The following is a 17,791-nucleotide window of genomic DNA, read 5'->3' as shown; positions in this document are numbered from 1 at the left end:
CAGCAGAACCTTAAACCGGGATGGATGAATGAAATTAACAATGACAATGCTGGCGCTTGCCACCACTACTGCGGTGTGGTCAGAAGATAAACCGAAATTTGTAAATACCGTTGAATCGCTGCAGCAATATGAATGTGCCGACTGGTTCCGCGATGCCAAGTTCGGCATCTACCTGCACTGGGGCGCCTACTCGGTCGCCGAACAGGGCGAATGGTATGCCCGCAACCTCTACATTGAAGGTCGCCCGGAATATGAGCACCATTTGAAGACCTACGGTCACCCGTCCGAATTTGGATACGCTGACTTCATTCCGATGTGGAAAGCTGAAAATTTTGATCCCGATGCCTTGCTGGCTCTGTTCAAACGTTCGGGCGCAAAATATTTTACCCCTTGCGCCGTGCACCACGACAACTTTGACCTCTGGGATTCAAAGTACCATAAATGGAATTCCGTCAATAAAGGCCCGAAAAAAGACCTGATTCAAATGTGGAAAGATGCCACGCACAAAGTCGGCCTCCGTTTCGGAGTAACCACCCACCTCTCCCGCTCCTACAGCTGGCTTAATACTGCAAACCAGTCGGACACTGAAGGACCAAAAAAGGGTGTGCCATATGACGGTGCTCAGGGCAAAGCCAAAGGGCTCTACCCTGCCAATGACGGACAGAGCACCCACCCGCGTGCACCGTTTGATGCCCCGAAGGAATGGCGCGACAACTGGGCCAAGCGCATCAAACAGTTGATCGATGACTATGAACCGGATCACCTTTATTACGACTGCGCGGTTCCGTTCCGTGGAGAAGATGCCGGAGCAACCGGTATGGACGTGATTGCCCATTTCTATAACAAACGCCCGGAAGGGGTCATGTGCATCAAAGAGCGTCCCTGGCAGGGCCTCTATGCCGACGGCATTGCCACTCTCGATTATGAACGTGGTAAAGCCGCTTCCATCCTGACCGAACCGTGGCAGACGGATGACTCCATCGGTTCCTGGGGCTATAAAGCCGGCTCCTCTTATATGACCCCCGACCTGGTAGTCGATAAGCTCATCGATATTGTTTCCAAGAACGGAAACATGCTGCTGAATATTCCAATCAAAGCTGACGGTACGCTCGATGCGGAAGCGACCGAACTGCTGAACAAAGTCGGCGAATGGTTTGATGTGAATGGTGAAGCCATCTACGGAACCCGCCCCTGGTATATGTTTGGAGAAGGTCATAATGAAATCGGACATAAAGATCTGGAATCACCAATGTCCGCAAAGGATTTTCGCTACACCACCAAAGGCGATACGCTCTATGCCTTCGTACTCGATTGGCATAACGCCAAGAAAAAACCGGTCGTGTTTCCGAATCTTACAGCAATGAATACACGCATCACGGAAGTGGTATCTGTTGAAATGCTCGGGCATGAAGGCGAACTTAAATGGGAAAATCATGGCGATGGACTGCAGGTCTGGTTTCCAAATAAGAAACCGTGCGATTATGCCTATGCACTGAAAATCGAATTCAAAAAATAGGTTAAGCATCACACCGTCCGTCCCTCGACGGCTCCAACCTTTGGAATCTTCCAAAGGTTGGAATTGTACTTTTCAACAAGGAGAATCCCATGATTAAGCATTTCATCATCAGCGCACTCGCCGGCTTAAGCATCACGGCGCTAGCGGAAACTGAAAAACCGAACATCCTGTTTATCTTTGCCGATGATCTCTCCTACGAAACCATCGGGGCATTCGGCATTCTTGATATCGACACCCCCCACCTGGACAGCATGGTTGAGGGGGGAACAACCTTCACTCACGCCTATAATATGGGCGCCTATAACGGAGCCGTCTGCGTTGCCAGTCGCGCCATGCTCAACACCGGGCGCTTTGTCTGGGGGACCTATCAGCACGACACCGGCCCGAAAATGAAAGAAGAAGTCAAAAGCGGTCGCATGTGGTCACAGCTGATGAGCAAAGCCGGTTACCGCACCTACATGACCGGAAAATGGCATGTAAAAGCCAAACCTGCTGACATTTTCGATGTGGCCAAAAATGACCGCCCCGGAATGCCGAAGGACTTCTGGAGCAAGGGCTCAGCAGACGGAACCAAACCGAAGCATTACGGCTATTTCCGCCCGGTCGATGAAGAAGATTATAAAAACGGATGGAAACCGTGGGACACCTCGAACGGCGGTTTCTGGGAAGGCGGGAAACACTGGAGCGAAGTGGTCGCCGATGATGCGCTCGATTTCATAGCCGATGCAAAAGAACACAAAGATCCCTTTTTCATGTACATCGCCTTCAATGCCTCACACGATCCCCGTCAGGCCCCGAAAGAATACATCGACCGATATCCGCTTGATCGCATCAAGCTGCCTGATAACTATGTTTCAAAATATAAATACCAGGATGAAATCGGCTGCGGAAAAAGCCTGCGCGACGCCGCACTGGCCCCCTTCCCGCGCACCGAGTTCGCCGTAAAAGTTCACCGGCAGGAATACTTTGCCCTGATCACGCATATGGACGACCAGATCGGACGCATTCTCCAGGCATTGGAAGAATCAGGAAAAGCCGACAACACCTACATCGTCTTCACCGCCGACCATGGTCTTGCCGTTGGACGTCACGGACTCATCGGCAAACAGAATATGTATGACCACAGCGTACGCGTACCCTTCATGGTCGTTGGACCCAATGTTGAACCCGGCGCTGAAAACCCTGCGCCGATCTATCTGCAGGATATTATGCCGACCGCCCTTCAACTGGCCGATGCCCCTATACCCGAATATGTAGAGTTCAAAAGCCTTCTCCCCCTGCTGAAAGATAAACAAGCTCAGCACTACAACTCCGTTTACGGTGCCTATAAAAACCAACAGCGCATGATCCAGCAGGGCGACTGGAAATACATCACCTATCCCACCTGCGGAGGTGAACGCCTCTATAACATGAAAAACGACCCCTTCGAAAAGAGCGACCTTTCAGCCAATCCGGAATACGCGGCCAAAATGAAAGAACTCCGCTCCGACCTTCTGGCCCTCAGTACCGACCTGAACGACCCGCTCGACTACAACGATCCGGTCACCAGCTGGAAAAAAGCGGCGCCCACGAAATCAAAAAAGGCAGCCCACTAAGTGGTCGGCCGGACAGTATGACAAAAACCACAAGTCCGACGCTTGGAATGTGGTCGACCTGATTTCTTGTAGAACTACGACTTTTACAACCCCAACAACAGGAAACTCTGCTGACTGGCGTTAATCGTGAAATTAAGTCTTATGGTTTGAGGTCGCTAACGGGCGTTGAACACGGAATCCCCACCGATAGGGAGCCAGCCATTTAAATCGGCAGTCCTCCCTCTTCAGAGGTAAACCAGCGATCACCATGAATCATTTTGGCGCATCTTTATTCGCTCGCCAGGCTGACTGACTGAAAGATAATTCATGATTGCATGACTCTTCTCCATCCTTAAACCAGCAACACGATGATCCTCGACAAGGTCCCCAACGTGCATCCGATGGTCCCTGACTGCCTTGCCCCGCGCACAACCCTGTGCTGCGCCATGTGTCCCCGTATTCTTCATCGTACTCATCGGCAAACGCTTCCCACAACTCCTGGTGCTGATCAGAACCAGGAAGCTCCTGCAGAAAGTCCGGATCGAAGCAGCAGTAATAAACAGCCGAGGAGAAAACTGCCGGATGAACCTCATAGAAAAGACCCTCAAGCTCCAGCGCTGAAAACGCACACTCCAAATGAGCAGATGGGCCGCCATAGTGTGACCCGCCCCACGCAATTAAGTCTTCACGAGCTACCGGGGAGATCCATGAACAGGGATCATCTCCACTCCACCCAGACAGTGCGGCCAAAATGAGGGCTTGTCGAGGTGTCGTTCCGTACTTAGATTCTTTATCTCCAAACTGCTTTGACTCTGAAAGAACATGAACGAAGTCTCGCTCTCTCTTAATTTCGCGTTCTATCAAATCAGGAGTCATGTGTGCTGATTTATTATATAACTCGGCAGCTTCATCGACTCGATTCTGCAACAGGAGTTCGCGGATTTTGGAAAGATCTTTCTCCAAGCTCGGTGACCACATACTAAACATCGTATTTTTTCGCATAAAGCCTCAACTATCTTTTCCAACACTATACGTTTTTTCAGTGCACATGAATAGTTTCGCCCTCACGACAATGCACTATCTTGCTTCTATCAAGATAAGAGTGTCATGAGTTACAATCCAGTCAATTACTAAGTATTGCACCCTTTGCATTTTGAATATTTTTTATGTTGCCGCCAACCTCCCAATAAAATCGGCTCCAGCTTTATAAATTGCCACTCCTTACGAGTGGTAACGTGAAAATTCTAAACCTGTATGCGGGCATTGGAGGAAGCTGAAAGTTCTGGGGCCTCAATCACAGAATTACAGAGGAGATACGGGTACGACCTGTCCGAATACAGGCTACCGAACAAGAGACAAATGCTTCGAAACTGCGTTGATCCACAATTGGGGAAACACATTCTGAATATTGTCGAAGACATAAACCTGACTATGGCCGAACCTCTCCCCACTAATCGGGAGTTACCTACTTAAACAACCAGTCCTCCCTCTATAGTGGTGATAACAAATGTCAACTAGAGGATTAATTGGATTCAGAACTAACGAAACAGACAAACTTACCTACAACCATTCCGACTCCCATCCAGATGTGCTGGGGTTAAAAGTTCTTCGCGAATTACGAGGAGTGGATGACTGGGACGCCGGCGCGATCGTGCACGCAGTATTATTACAGTTCCGGAAACTCAACAGCTTGATGACAGGTCCGGCATGGCGCAGACTGAAGTCAGAAGGTATTTCCCGGATCTAGAATACAGATCCGATCCAAAGACCTTCTATGATCTCCACCAACCTTTACAGGGGTCATTGAAACCCTATCTGGACGGGCGATTAATGTTTATGCCGGACGCATCGGATTTCATAAACAACAGCCTCCATTGTGAGTGGGCATACATTGCTAACCTGGATGATAACAAATTTGAGGTATGGAAAGGGCTCCAGAGCGAACCTGACTTAGACAATGAGCGTTATCCTCAAGAAACTGATCGCACCGGACATTATCCCTGCACCATGCTGAGAGCCTACGATTTAGAAAATCTTCCCGAACAAGGAACCTACCTGTCGGACTACTTTTTCTTCAGGGATCTTACTTCATCGCGACCGGAGGACAGACCATGAACGATCAAGGATTGATCGGGTTTAGATTCAGAGAACAGGATAAACTTGCCTACAACCGTTCCGGTTCTGCGCCGGATAAACTCGGCCTCCAGATCCTTCACGAACTACGATCTGTTCAATCATGGGATAAGGTCGAAGATCGAGTCCGAGATCTGATTGCGATACCGGAAAGCCGACCTTTGGACGAAAGTTCAAGCTTGGCAGAGACAGAATTAAGAAGGCACTTTCCGGATCTGGAATATAAATCTGCTCCCAAGAATTTCCATCAACTATATCAACCGCTGCAGGGCTCACTGCGTCCTTATCTTGATAGTAAATTAACGTTCATGCCGGATGCTGGAATCCTCCCAAGACAAACAGGGGTGCAACTCAGCGGAGAACGGAGAGCAAACGGAGAATTTCGAGAGAAATTAAGCCTAAGAATCGCTACACAGGGGAGCAGAGAATAGCTTCAGATAGAATTTCGAACGAATTCTTTTCAGAGCCATTCACGCAACCACTTGATGGTGTGATAGATAATGAATAAAATTTTGATGTTATAAAAAAACGGCGATTCCCGGAGGAGTTCGCCGTAAGAAATTATGGTCGGCCCGGTTGGATAGCGATGCGAACCTTCTAAAAATGACTCTCCATTCGGATCGGTACGATCAGGATAGCGATGCGAACCTGATTTTACAAAAGTTAAGATACTCCACGACAATGCCTTGCAATAGAAAAGTGCGAAACTGAGTCAATATGACGCGAGTTTCGCTTTTTGAACAATCGTCTTGACCGGTACTCCTGGTTGGATGGAAAGGCGAACTTGAGCCCGCTTTCAACCCCAGTTGTTCGAATAGCATTCCAGACATCTTTCGCTGGATTTTTTCGTCTTCTAATCCGGCTTTGGAGTGGTTCAGAATCCTCCACTTCGATACGTTTACGAATTCTTTGAGTTTCCGAGGGGTACGGAAACATATCCGACGCCTTAACATGTTGTCGGTGAGGTTGATTTGATTTACGGGGTGCATGGGTAGATGAGCAGTTATTTGAGTATTTTTCAGGTTTTCATGATGCTTCTTCAGGAGAAGTTTCGCCCTCGATACGATGCCCGGCTTCAGTTGCTGGCCTATCAGGTCAAAATGCTGCGCAACCGGATTGATGATTCCAAAATTTATACAACGCCGGCAGAACGCGCGGAGCTGACCCGGCTTGGCGAGATGATTGAGCATGACATCTCTGATGTGATGCTGGTCGTCCAACCGGAAACTTACCATCGCTGGCGTAGGCCAAAGGGTGCCAACCCAAAACGGCCGGGGCGCCCGAGAACTCCGTACGCAACCGTAAATCTGGTTAAGCAGTTTGCTTCCGAAAACCTTACATGGGGATACGAACGGATCTATGGTGAACTGAAAAAGCTTGGGATACGAATCGGGCTGACGACCATCAGCGACATTCTGAAAAGGGAGGGGCACCATCCTGTTCCAGACAAGGATAGAACGGTTCCTTCCAGCACGTGGAATCAATTCATCAGCTCCCATATGGATACACTGGTCGCATGTGACTTTTTCACAAAACCGATCTACACCTTCAAAGGAAAAGTTAACGCCTACGTATTGATGTTTATTCATGTTGGCAGTCGCCGGGTCTTTATGAGCCCGGCTACGTTTCATCCCAATGAACAATGGGTACTTCAGCAGGCGAGAAACGCTTCGATATGGCTGGATGAGCTCGGGATCACAGCGACCCATCTCATTCGCGACCGTGATACAAAGTTCTCTTATGCTTTCGATCATCTGTGGAAAGCGGCTGGCACAAAAATCGTAAAGACTCCGCCGCGTACACCCCAAGCGAACGGATACGCGGAAGCCAGCATAGGTATCGTTAAGAAACAATGCCTTAACCACTTCATCTGCTTCAGTCTGGATCATCTAAATCACATTAACAAAGAGTGGCTTAATTACTATAACAACCACCGTCCTCATCAAGGAGTAGATATCGAAAATAAGATTCTTCGTCCTGATTTCCAACCGACCGACAAAGGTGTGATTAAGCGAGAACAACGCCTCGGTGGAGTAATCTCTTATTACTACCGAGAAGCTGCTTAGCTTTTCTCCAGCCGACTTTATTTACATACAACCTACTCGCATTATTCGCGGGAATTTTGTCATACCCTGACTGCGAAAATCGGGCCATTTTCCTCCGAAAAACCACCCGCTGTTACCTATTTACCCCCACCTAATGAATATCTTTTCGGCCCAACCCTCCGATTTAGGTCAATGTTTTCAGGCACTATCGCTGCGGATTAGTTTTCGGGGGGTGCACACCCAGCGCCTCGGCCATCGCCACCCCGTTCTCATAGGTCATCAGCATGAGCGCATGCATCCCGGCATCAACTGCCGGACGGTTGGCCTGCGTCGGCCAATCCAGAAAACCTTTCTGCAGGGTACAGGCATGGTTCGTACCGATATAGCGATCGAGATGGTCAAATACATCCACGATGTATTCATGGTGCCCTTTGAGGTATTCAAGGTCACCGGTATAATAATACCAGTCATGCTGACAACGCAGCCACCACAGGGTATAGGATGGCAGACCGTTCATCCACTGGTCTGCGGGGGTTGTTTTCTGCATATAGTCCAGCGAGGCGTTCACGATCTCCTGCGGGCCGAAAACAGCCATCATCGCCATCACCTCAGGGTGCATATCCCCCATCCAGACGAGACGGTCGCGCTTGATGCCGTCCCAGATATACTCCTGGCAGCAGAGGTGCAGCGTGTGCGCCGCGGTATCCCAGACCTCGTTCAACCGCTGATCACTGCACCTGAACGAACCCAACCGCGGCATATCACGCATCAGGGACACGGCCCGGATCGAATCCAGACTCAACACGCCCTCGGTCACCAGATCGATCCGGGCAAAACGGAACCCGGTGTTTCCCAGCTCGTGCGTTCCAAGCGCGGGGAGTTCAATTACGCTGTCGCGGATAGCATGGTCGTTACAGGCCCCGCGTTCCCCCAACTCGGCCATGGTTTCGGCAACTGACTCACCGAAACGTACTCGCACTTTCATCCCTTTTTCACTTATCGGACCGGATGCCAGAGCAACACCGCCATGCAGCTCCCGCCCAAAATCGACCAGCACCGATGCCGGTTCGCCCCGGTTCACCATCCGGCATCCGCCGCCTTGCTTGAAGGCTCCCTCCGGCACCTGTCCGTATTTAGGGGAAAGCAGGCTATCCGCATCGGACACCGATGAGGTATCGCTCTCCGCGGATGTCCAGACCACGCGCGTGGGCATCACGAATGAACGTACCCGCGGATCCCGGGATTCAAGCGCCGAACTGTTAAAAGCCGCAACGCAGATCAGCGCACAGGTCATTGAAGCTCTCTTCTTCATACAACTGCCCATTTGTTTTCCCCATAATGGTGTTAACCGACCGGGAGGTCCTTTATCGGTCAGTTAACCATAGTGAACGATGCCCTTGTTGCGACAATTTCATAACGGCCGGACTGAACGTTCAGCAGCACCCGCCCATCTTCCATTTTAACAACTTGTACATAAGGTGCATCAGCCACAGCTGCACCGTTGACGGTGATCTCTTTAACATCATGGGTCGGCACATAGACCGTTGCGGTGGAATTTGCCGGGATCGTGACCTCCATGGTCAACCTGTCTGCCTCATTCTTCCATTTGCTGACAATCCGGCCGTTGATCGAATCGTAATACCCTTCCGCCCACTCTAGATCCGTTTCCGTTTGAGGTTTTATAATGATTTTTTTGAATGCCACGGAATCTTCAGCCTGCTTGATTCCAATCAAATCCATGTAAAACCATTGCTGGATATGACCGAGCATACAGTGATTCATAGACTCATTGGTGGCGGCATCCCATGATTCCGGCAAGGCCGACCATCCCCGGTCGATCATAAATCCATAGCTTCCAAGATCGCGTCGGTTAAGGATTGTGCATACCGTCTTATGACAATTGAAGCGTCCAAGAGCCTCTACGAGATAGTGAAAACCAACGTCCCCGGCGGTCTGCTGATAATTGCGTTTCTCGAGATCCGCCAAAATCGCATGGAGAACATCCCGCTCATTTTGCGGCTCACACAAACCGGTTACCAGGGCAATGGCATTCGCAGTCTGCGGGCTCCCGTAATTTCGGTATTCCCCGTTCCCGGTATAGAACGTCTGATTGAATTTACTGCGGATCTCCTTGGCCAATGCTCTGTATTTTTGAACATCATCGCTCTCCCCCAATATTTCCGCACTCTTCTCAATAATCAGTGAACACCGGTAAAAGGTAGCCATTGCGGTCAAATCTGCAGGGGTAAACTTTGATGCGCCCCGTGACTGTCCATGCCCATAGTCAAACCAGTCGCCCAGCCCGGGCTTCGGAACCAGATCATTACAGCAGGTTTTGATATGATCTACAAAGGCCTTCATGGTCTGGAAATTTTCCCGTAATACCCGTTTATCTCCATACCAGCGATATAACTGCCACGGCAAAACAACACCGGCTGCACCCCACTCTATCGTATACCCGATCCGATGGTTTATATCGAGATTGATGTACCTTGGAGCGGTCGTATAGATTGCTCCGCTCTCCCCCTGGGTCTCCCGTATATCCCGCATCACTTTGGCATACAGAAGGGAAAGATCATAACGGCGTGAGAGGGACGGCCCCATCAGGTATGCCACTTCAAGCCACCCCAGTTTTTCCCTTGTCGGACAATCGGTCAAAACGTGTGCCAGGTTACTCCGAACCGCGCGGTCAATGGCCTTATCAATCTTTACAAACAGAGGATTTGAGCATGAAAAATCACCGACCCGCCTCGCCGACGAACGCACATGAACGGACTCGACCACTTCGATCACGGGAAGGTCATCCGGATTTAATCGGCCCTCAGGAACAGCACCAACCACCTCCAGATACTGGAAACCTCCGTACGTAAACTGAGGGCTCCAACGCTCCGTCCCATCCCCCTTCAGGGTATATTCATAATAGTTCGGGCTGCCGACACCGGCCTGATTAACGCGCCCCGTACCGTTATTGTAACGGCCGGACTGGCTATGGCGCTGTTCGGCAGGAATAACCCTGACAGTCTGCCCCTTCCGGCCGCGAATTTGAATACAAGGCACCGCTGAAAGGTTCTGTCCGAAGTCATAGACAAATACACCCGGCTCCGGTTCCTCAACCGCCTTGACAGGGGCCAACCGCTCAAAGGCCTTCATAGCGGGAGACTCCACGCCCCTCAACACGCCGGCGGCCTGTGTTTCAACTGCGCGGCCCCACTCCGAAGGCTGATCAAATGCTGCATTGTAATCACTGCCGCCCACCGTTGTAGCGTGCACAACCGGACCGTTTGCGACGTCCCATGAACGGTCAGTGACAACGGTCTGTTTGCTGCCATCGCTGTATTCAATATGGGCTTCGAGGATCGTCATCAGCTCGCCCCACGTATTCACGTGGTGGACAATGCGGTCTCCAAGCGTGTTGTAAAACCCCTTCCCCAGCATAATCTTAAATTCATTTTCACCACGCTTCAAAAGGCCGGTGATATCGAACATATTATAATACACGGTCTTCTCATACACAGACCATGGTGGAGAGAGAACATGATCCCCAACCTTTTCTCCGTTTACAAACAATTCGTACTGCCCCAGCCCCGATACGTTGACGAATGCTTTCCGGGGCGTTCCGTTAACCTCAAATCGCTTTCTGAACACCGGAAGCCCGCGAGGATTTTCTGTATCACCAAAGTAGACCTGCCTGCTCCAGGGCCCCTGTCCAAACGGAGCAATCTCACTTACGATCGATGTGCGCTCTATTTTCTTTTCAGGATGATTCTTATGCGTCCTGACCGTTTTTATAACTGCGGACCATTCTTTATCGCTGATAATCGACCGCTCAGTTCCATCTGACCGGGTGATTTTAAGCGAACATACAACACCGGCCGGCTTTTCTGTATCCGCTTCATTGAACGCGAAGATCTTCAGCTCATTTTCCCCCTCGACCAGCAGCTCTTTAACGGCAACCGTTTCCCCCGTTTGCCAATGCGCTGTTTTTACAGCCTGCGTCCCGTTCACATAAACCACAGCGTGGCTATCTGCGGCCACGTTGAGTTCAGCCTCCAGAACATCGGCATACCGCTCCAACTGAAAGCGGCGCGAAAACAGGCATGATCCAACAGGAGGTTCCTCAATAGTTCCTCCCTCTGCTACAGTCCAGATCCATTTTGCACCATTCAGGTCGGCGTCATTATTCCCGCCTTTATTTCCAGGACTGCGGATCCACTTTGCACGCCACTCATCAGGCGACATGATTCCCATCGTCCATAAAGCGGTTTCACTCCATGGCGATACCTTGCCATGCTGATCCCATACACGAACTTTCCACCGGTAACTCGTACATGAGACGAGAGGCTTTCCGTTATACCGGATTTGAGACGTTGACGAAGAGTCGACCTTCCCGCTATCCCAGACGCCTTCCACCACCATCTGATATGCGCTCTGACGGGTCCCCTGCTTGCCGGAATCGAGCTGCCAGGAGAAACGGGGCTTCGGAGTATCGATACCTAAAGGGGCCTTCCGGTATTCACAACGCAGGGCTCCCGGTTTGATAACAGGTGCATAAGCGGAGGCCCATCCTGCTCCAATGGTTATGATGAAGAACAGGATGATTGCTGACTTCATTTGCACTCTCTTTGTTAGCGACATACTTTCCTCCACTAATATCCGACCAGGCCGATCAAAAGCTGCCGGACATTACTTTCCGGAGTCCGCGCTGCTAACGCCCAGCCGCAGGAACAGGCTGTCAGATAGCGCCTTGACCCGCACCCGCATGGATCTGGCGCTGGCATCTCCATCGGGATCAGGATCAACCGTTTCCAGCACGGCATCGTTGCCATCAGGAATCACGCCGGACCATGGTGCCAGCAGGTTGGTGCTGTCCATCGGCATAAAGTCAAGATCGTCTGCACGGCTGTTTTGCCGATAATCCATCGCAAACCACGGATCAGTTCCGTCCCCGATTAACCGGCCCTCAGGCAGAATGCTGCGATCATAAACCAGCGGATCACCATCCAGGGCATATTCCATGAAATTGGAAATACCGTCGCCATCGGGATCATCAAGTTCCCCGGAACCGCCGCCTGCCCAGTCGATGAGTGAACTCCATTCCACGTAGGACGATGCTCCGCTGCCGGACGAGGCCAGCAAATCGCCATTGCGGCTGATCTCTATGGCATTGGGCTTACCCTCGGTGGTTGTCAGTTCGAACGCATCGACCGTTGAGCCCAGTGTTACCGTAAAGTTGCTGCCCGTGCCGCTCACCACCGGTTGCGGGTCGCCGTCGCGGTAGGGATAAAGCATGACCCGGAACCGCCCCTCGGCGGCATCAGCCCGGCCGTTAAGTTTCCAGGCTTCCGCAGGACCATCCACAGCGGTGAAGGTTTCATGACTCACATCAAAGGTGACCGTCGCCGCGGAATCGATCACCTTGATCAGCAGGTGCTTTGTGGAATCATCCGGATCGGTGTAGACCACCGAATCCCCGTTGATGGTGTAGCTGCCGGCGGTATAGATATCCTTCGGCATGGTCATGCTCCAGTTGTATTCACGTACGGTGCCGTCCTTCTTCAGGTCATCGATGATCAATGCATACGGATAGTCGCCGCGCACCAGCGTGGCCGTCCGGTAGGCATAGTCAAAGGTCTGGGCGGCACCGTATTCGTCCAGTGGAATCGCCAGCGTGGTTCCGGGGCGGTCCGCTAATTCCCAATGGACCAGATACCGCTTGTCCATATCCATCCAGGGCCGCTGCGTATCCGGGAAGAGCCGCGTGGCGTTGAGGGTTTCCCAGGCATCGCCGATCTGCCGGTAGGCGGCGGTCAGGTCGCCGCCCATCAGGTCGGCCCCCGCTCCGGCCCTGCCGGCGGCCCCCTCATAGAAGAGCACCCGGGCCGCGGAAATATCCTGTCCGACATCGTCCACCCGCACGACAGAGTGGAGTTTGGAAGCCTCCGCGTTATGGCCGTCGAACGGCACCCAGTTGCGGCCCAGCGCATTGATCACGAAGTAGCCGCGCGACGGCAAAAGGTGTCCCGTCGTCAGGCATTTGGGCTGGTAGATCAGCTGCAGCGCATCGGTGGTCCAGTCGCTGCGACCGGTCATGAGGCCGCGGTAGTTGCTGAACCAGCCCAGCGGCTCTCCGGCGGCGGCCGCGGCTTCCTGGAGGTGTGCTCCGAGATCCGCCGGCCCGCTCCAGTCCTGGTTGTACATGGCCGACATCAAGTAGGAATCCTGCGAAAAGGTGGTCAGCTGCAGATCGCCGTAGTTGTCCACCCCGCCGAACGATGCATGCTTGAGGTAGTTCAGGATCGGATCGTCCGGATACGCGTAGTGCAGCACCCGGATCGGCGCGGAGGCGCCCAGCGGGAAGAGCCCGCCGTTTTCCGCATCCTTGAAAATCTCACTGCCCCAGGGCGCCAGGTGGTGGAAGGTGAATTTGCGCACATGGTTCAGGGGCATGGCCGAACCGATCAGTTTCCGCCCGGTCTGCTGGGTACGGCTGAGCATGGCCATGGATCCGGTCACCAGGCTCGCCTTGCCCATCCCCTCGGCGGAGGCGCCGGATTCGCTGTCCCCGAACAGGATGCCTGAAAGCTCCACCGCCCGGGCGGCAGTGGCATAGCCCTCCGGATCAAATCCGTCCTCCTCGTAGATGGCGCTCAGTGCCAGCAGGTATTCACCGGTGATCCAGTTCTGCCAATTGGACCGGTGCGCATCCGACGCCGGCTGACCGTTCATGCCGATGCTCCAGTGGCCGGCGGCGGCATCGGCAATGATACCGCGGATCGTTGCGCGCTCGGCGGGGGTCATCCAGGCATAGAGCCAGTCATAGATCAGCGGTGTGGCCCGCCGCTGCAGGATATCGTGGTAATCATGGCGCCAGTGCGAGGTGGCCAGGCGGGAGGCATCAATCACCGGACGCTGCAGCGCGGCGGTGGCGATCAGCCAGTCAATGACGTTGCGGGCCTTCACGGAGTCGGCCTCCAGCAGAGCCAGGTAGGCCTCGGCAACGATCGTGGCCGCGGCCCCGTTGTCGGAGGTGAAGTTGGGAATGCCGCGTTCATCGCTGCCGCCGTCGAGGCTGAAGGCGGGCTGGTAGTTTCCGCTGGTATCCATGTTGCTCAGCCGCTCGACTTCAGTGTACTGAAAAAGCTCCGCAAGGGTGCGGTGCCCGTCGCGCCCGCGGTACTGCGCCCGGGCCGCGGCGAGATCGTCGCGCGAAAAGACAATGCGCGGATGCTCGTAGGCAGCCGGCGCGGCGCCGCTGCCGAAACGCGCTTCCGCAAAGCCGTTGGTGACATACTGTGGCGTCAGTTCCGGAAAATACTGCTGAACAAATGAAGGAGAATAAGCCCCGGTCTTATAGGGATCCTCAGCGGCGCGGTTGACGACCGTATCCGCGGACTGGCTGTACAGCAACGAGATCTCCTCGTTATTGAGCGTCGTTCCATATACGGCCACATCATCGAGCAGTCCGCGGAAACAATAGCTTCCCGAAGTAGTGCTGAAAAGCAGGCGCGGGCTTCCGCTGCCGGCAGCCAGCGGATCAAATTTCATACTGCCCTCCAGATTGCCGTTGAGGTACAGCTTCCTGAACCCGCTGGATGCGCTGTAGGTGATGACGATATGGTTCCATTGTTCACCGGCCTTAACGGGGCAGCTCACGCTGTTCCAGTTCAGCTGACCGTAGCCGTCCGGCAGCCCCCCCTTATTATGCTGGTTACCCAGCTTCCAGTAATCGGTTGTTCCCGTGCCGTTGGCCCGGAACAGATCCCCCCGCTTGTCCGTGCGGTCCGACCGGATCCAGAACGAAAGTGAAAACTCATCGGTAAGTTCTGTGAAGGTCCCGAGGTCGAACAGCTGAGGCGTCACCGCCCCCGGTGCCACATGCAGGGCACCGCCGAACATTCCGTCGGAGCTCCACGCGCTGGATCCGATATTAAAACTGCCGCCGGCCGATCCCGTGGCCGTCGCGGTGGTACCGCCTCCCTCATCAAAGGCATAGTGTGCCACGAGGGGGAGCGCGCCGGAAGCCTTCCTGGCATCGCGCTCGGGCTCGTAGTTGTTGACCAGCAACGGCACATTCGGATCGGCCGTAAAGAAGGAGGACCCCCCGGAGGAACCGGCGTCAAACACCACGGTATGGACCAGCCCCGTATCGACGGCGGCTCCGTTGCCGGTGATCAGCCGCAGCACATAATCCCCCGCCGTATCGGCCGTTGCGGCGCTCTTCGGATCGGTTGCATCCGCAAACATCAATGCCGCCCCGGCAGGCTTTTCAGCCACCTCCCAGAGATAGCTTACCGCAGCGGTGCCGTTGGTGCCGGGCAGCAGCAGGTCGCCGTCGAGCTCAAATTCGGCCGTTGCCCCGTCCAGCCAGACGGTGTACCCCATGCCGGGATCGGCCACGGGCGGAACCACCTCATCGGCATAAAAATCGGAAGAGGGGTCGGCCAGTGCGGCCACCTCCTCCACACTGAGGATACCGCCATAGATGCGGAACTCATCAATCGGCCCGTCAAAGCGGTGGTGCGCCTGCCCCCGGGAACCGGTCAGCATAGGCGTCACGGCGATCGACGGGTCCCACGGATTGGCCACGATTCCGCTTCTGCGGACCAGCGCCGTTCCATTGAGATACATGTTAATCGCATCGTTTCCGAAGGTAACCACCAAGTGCACCCACTCATCGACCGCCCAGGCGGCCGAGGGGTAGAATTCAGCACTCTTGGACGATCCGTTCACCACCGAACCGATCTTGAATTTACCCTGGGTAAAAGTCACGGTAAGGGCCTTTGTCGTACCGTCATCCGTCCAGAAAGCGATCATGTCTTCAGAGCGGATAATCTCATCAGCATCCTTCGGTTTCAGCCAGATGGAAACGCTCCATTCCGACGGCAGGGTGAGGGGTTCGTCGGAAAAAATGCTGCCGCGGTCGACCACCGCCGCCGCGCCGCCGATGATTCCTTCACCGGGCCGGTACTCTCCGCCACCGCCGCGCCGTGTCAGATACCAGACCAGCCGGCCATCGTGCGAGTTCCCGGAGGCATCCGGCTCAATATAGCCGTTGGGGTAAACGGAATCGAATGTCCAGTTCAGAATCAGATCGCCCTGCGCCGAACTATCCGCCGCAATCAGGATCCATATCAAAAAGAAGGTTACGCGCAAAAAATATAGTTTCATCAAACGCTCCATGATCATTTTTGTATAGAGGCCGGCATCTTCCGTGCCTTAACATCCAGCTGCAGTGCCAGCTTTAGACCCCCTTTTTACTTTTACGTTGATAAACTACACGCTCGGCAATTTCAATTCATTTTTTTATATTTAATTTGCAATACTTTGCACTCGCGCACAAAAAACCTCATGAACGCGAGGGTTGTATCATTTGGCGAACTTCTTACTGTGCGGATGTGGTAGCCCCAATCCTCAACCGGCAGGGATGCAGAATCGTACGCAGGGACTCTACAGGATTTTCGAGCCGTCGGACCATGCGACGAAGAATGGTCACACCCATTTCTTCCGATGAAATGGAAACCGTGGTTAATTCCGGCAGGCCGTTTTGAGGTGGAGCCGCATGAAAACCGGTAATGGAAAGATCCTGCGGAATCCGGATCCCCTCGCTCAGCAAGGTCTCCATAAGCGAATACCCCGGCATGTCGCCGGAACAGACCACGGCCGTCATTCCTTCAGCCATATTTTTTTTAAGACCGGAGACCACATGGCCGACATCAACCAGGGAAACCGACATCAACTCACTAAACCCCAGCCGGGTCGTGAAATTCAGATTGACATCATAGTTCCTGCGGACCAGAGACTCAATGTAGGCACTGTATCTTGAACAGCTCCAGGAGACCTCCGGGCAAAGCCCGAAAAACCCGATCCGCTGATGCCCCAGCTCAACCAAATGATCAATCAAGATGTTCATGCAATACTGATGATCGATCCCTACCCGGTCCATAGGGCCGACATTATACTCATGAACCATCGAAACGACAGGGAAACTCTGCTCCAGCTTTGCGACCACCGAATCGGGCCATTTGAACAGAAAAATAATGCCGTCAACCTGCCCGCATCGCAACGCTGGCGGCTGCATTTTCGGATCAAGCAGTTCTTCACACCGCTCCAACGGCAAACAATGCGTCAAGACCGAAACATTCGCCCCCACCGCCGCCCGGCTGATCCCGGACAGGTAGTCCTGCACCTCGCCCCCTCCGCTGGTCTGGGCCAGCACTAGAATCGTCCGTCCCGTGTGCTCGTCTTCCAGCGTCTTTCCGTACCCCATCTCACGCGCAACCTCGACCACCTTGTTCCGCGTGGCCGGATGCACCCCCTTGAGGTTGCGTATCGCGCGCGACACCGTCGAAATCGAAATATTCAGGCGCTCTGCTATTTCGCTGAGGTTAACCCCATCGAATCCCATATCTGATGAACTTCTTCTTGGCATGAAAAACAAAATACCATAATCACGCAGATGGGAAATATTATTTTGCAATATTTTGCACCACATTCAGAACACAATGCAAATCGATTCGTGAATA

At 53.3% G+C, this 17,791-nt stretch carries 9 protein-coding genes; 4 read left to right on the top strand and 5 right to left on the bottom strand.

The genetic code is table 11. The annotated features are described in order from the left end of the window. Positions 1-28: 28 nt before the first annotated feature. Together E9954_RS23895 and E9954_RS23890 are read left to right on the top strand one after the other, a co-directional pair. On the top strand, positions 29-1,516 hold the full coding sequence (locus tag E9954_RS23895) for an alpha-L-fucosidase (RefSeq protein WP_136081792.1): 1,488 nt from the start codon (positions 29-31) through the stop codon (positions 1,514-1,516). Between the two features lie 89 nt (positions 1,517-1,605). Beyond that, a complete protein-coding gene (locus tag E9954_RS23890) occupies positions 1,606-3,111 on the top strand; it encodes a sulfatase-like hydrolase/transferase (RefSeq protein ID WP_136081791.1) in 1,506 nt (501 codons plus the stop codon). A gap of 252 nt (positions 3,112-3,363) precedes the next feature. Here the strand turns inward: E9954_RS23890 and E9954_RS23885 are convergent, their stop codons facing one another. Further along, positions 3,364-4,092: a hypothetical protein gene (locus tag E9954_RS23885; protein ID WP_136081790.1), complete on the bottom strand. Its 729-nt coding sequence runs from the start codon at positions 4,090-4,092 to the stop codon at positions 3,364-3,366. 1,109 nt (positions 4,093-5,201) lie between these two features. Between E9954_RS23885 and E9954_RS23880 the strand changes: the two genes are divergently transcribed. Together E9954_RS23880 and E9954_RS23875 are read left to right on the top strand one after the other, a co-directional pair. Continuing rightward, a complete protein-coding gene (locus tag E9954_RS23880; RefSeq protein WP_136081789.1) occupies positions 5,202-5,654 on the top strand; it encodes a hypothetical protein in 453 nt (150 codons plus the stop codon). Positions 5,655-6,218: 564 nt separating this feature from the next. Continuing rightward, positions 6,219-7,289: an integrase core domain-containing protein gene (locus tag E9954_RS23875; protein WP_222847296.1), complete on the top strand. Its 1,071-nt coding sequence runs from the start codon at positions 6,219-6,221 to the stop codon at positions 7,287-7,289. 184 nt (positions 7,290-7,473) lie between these two features. On the opposite strand, the gene E9954_RS23870 is transcribed toward E9954_RS23875, so the two are convergent. From E9954_RS23870 to E9954_RS23855, 4 genes are all read right to left on the bottom strand, one after another. After that, positions 7,474-8,580, bottom strand: coding sequence for an alpha-L-rhamnosidase-related protein (locus E9954_RS23870; RefSeq protein WP_168442547.1), 1,107 nt, complete (start codon positions 8,578-8,580; stop codon positions 7,474-7,476). A 59-nt stretch (positions 8,581-8,639) separates the two neighbouring features. After that, entirely contained in the window at positions 8,640-11,879 is a 3,240-nt protein-coding gene (locus E9954_RS23865) for a family 78 glycoside hydrolase catalytic domain (protein ID WP_168442546.1), read from the bottom strand. 72 nt (positions 11,880-11,951) lie between these two features. Continuing rightward, entirely contained in the window at positions 11,952-16,436 is a 4,485-nt protein-coding gene (locus tag E9954_RS23860) for a LamG domain-containing protein (RefSeq protein ID WP_168442545.1), read from the bottom strand. 214 nt (positions 16,437-16,650) lie between these two features. Continuing rightward, the gene (locus tag E9954_RS23855) at positions 16,651-17,673 is read right to left on the bottom strand and encodes a LacI family DNA-binding transcriptional regulator (RefSeq protein ID WP_168442544.1); all 1,023 of its coding nucleotides are present in this window, start codon (positions 17,671-17,673) and stop codon (positions 16,651-16,653) included. Between the last annotated feature and the right edge of the window lie 118 nt (positions 17,674-17,791).

It is taken from the genome of Pontiella desulfatans, assembly GCF_900890425.1.
Lineage (GTDB): Bacteria > Verrucomicrobiota > Kiritimatiellia > Kiritimatiellales > Pontiellaceae > Pontiella > Pontiella desulfatans.
The sequence above is the reverse complement of the archived record's forward strand: the minus strand, read 5'-3'. Positions and strand labels throughout refer to the sequence as shown.

Bases quoted from the DNA above. Each gene is read 5' to 3' on its own strand.
- E9954_RS23890 (WP_136081791.1), top strand. From the start codon at position 1,606: ATGATTAAGCATTTCATCATCAGCGCACTCGCCGGCTTAAGCATCACG.
- E9954_RS23880 (WP_136081789.1), top strand. From the start codon at position 5,202: ATGAACGATCAAGGATTGATCGGGTTTAGATTCAGAGAACAGGATAAA.
- E9954_RS23875 (WP_222847296.1), top strand. From the start codon at position 6,219: ATGAGCAGTTATTTGAGTATTTTTCAGGTTTTCATGATGCTTCTTCAG.
- E9954_RS23855 (WP_168442544.1), bottom strand. From the start codon at position 17,673: ATGGGATTCGATGGGGTTAACCTCAGCGAAATAGCAGAGCGCCTGAAT.
- E9954_RS23860 (WP_168442545.1), bottom strand. From the start codon at position 16,436: ATGAAACTATATTTTTTGCGCGTAACCTTCTTTTTGATATGGATCCTG.
- E9954_RS23885 (WP_136081790.1), bottom strand. From the start codon at position 4,092: ATGCGAAAAAATACGATGTTTAGTATGTGGTCACCGAGCTTGGAGAAA.
- E9954_RS23895 (WP_136081792.1), top strand. From the start codon at position 29: ATGAAATTAACAATGACAATGCTGGCGCTTGCCACCACTACTGCGGTG.
- E9954_RS23870 (WP_168442547.1), bottom strand. From the start codon at position 8,580: ATGAAGAAGAGAGCTTCAATGACCTGTGCGCTGATCTGCGTTGCGGCT.
- E9954_RS23865 (WP_168442546.1), bottom strand. From the start codon at position 11,879: ATGAAGTCAGCAATCATCCTGTTCTTCATCATAACCATTGGAGCAGGA.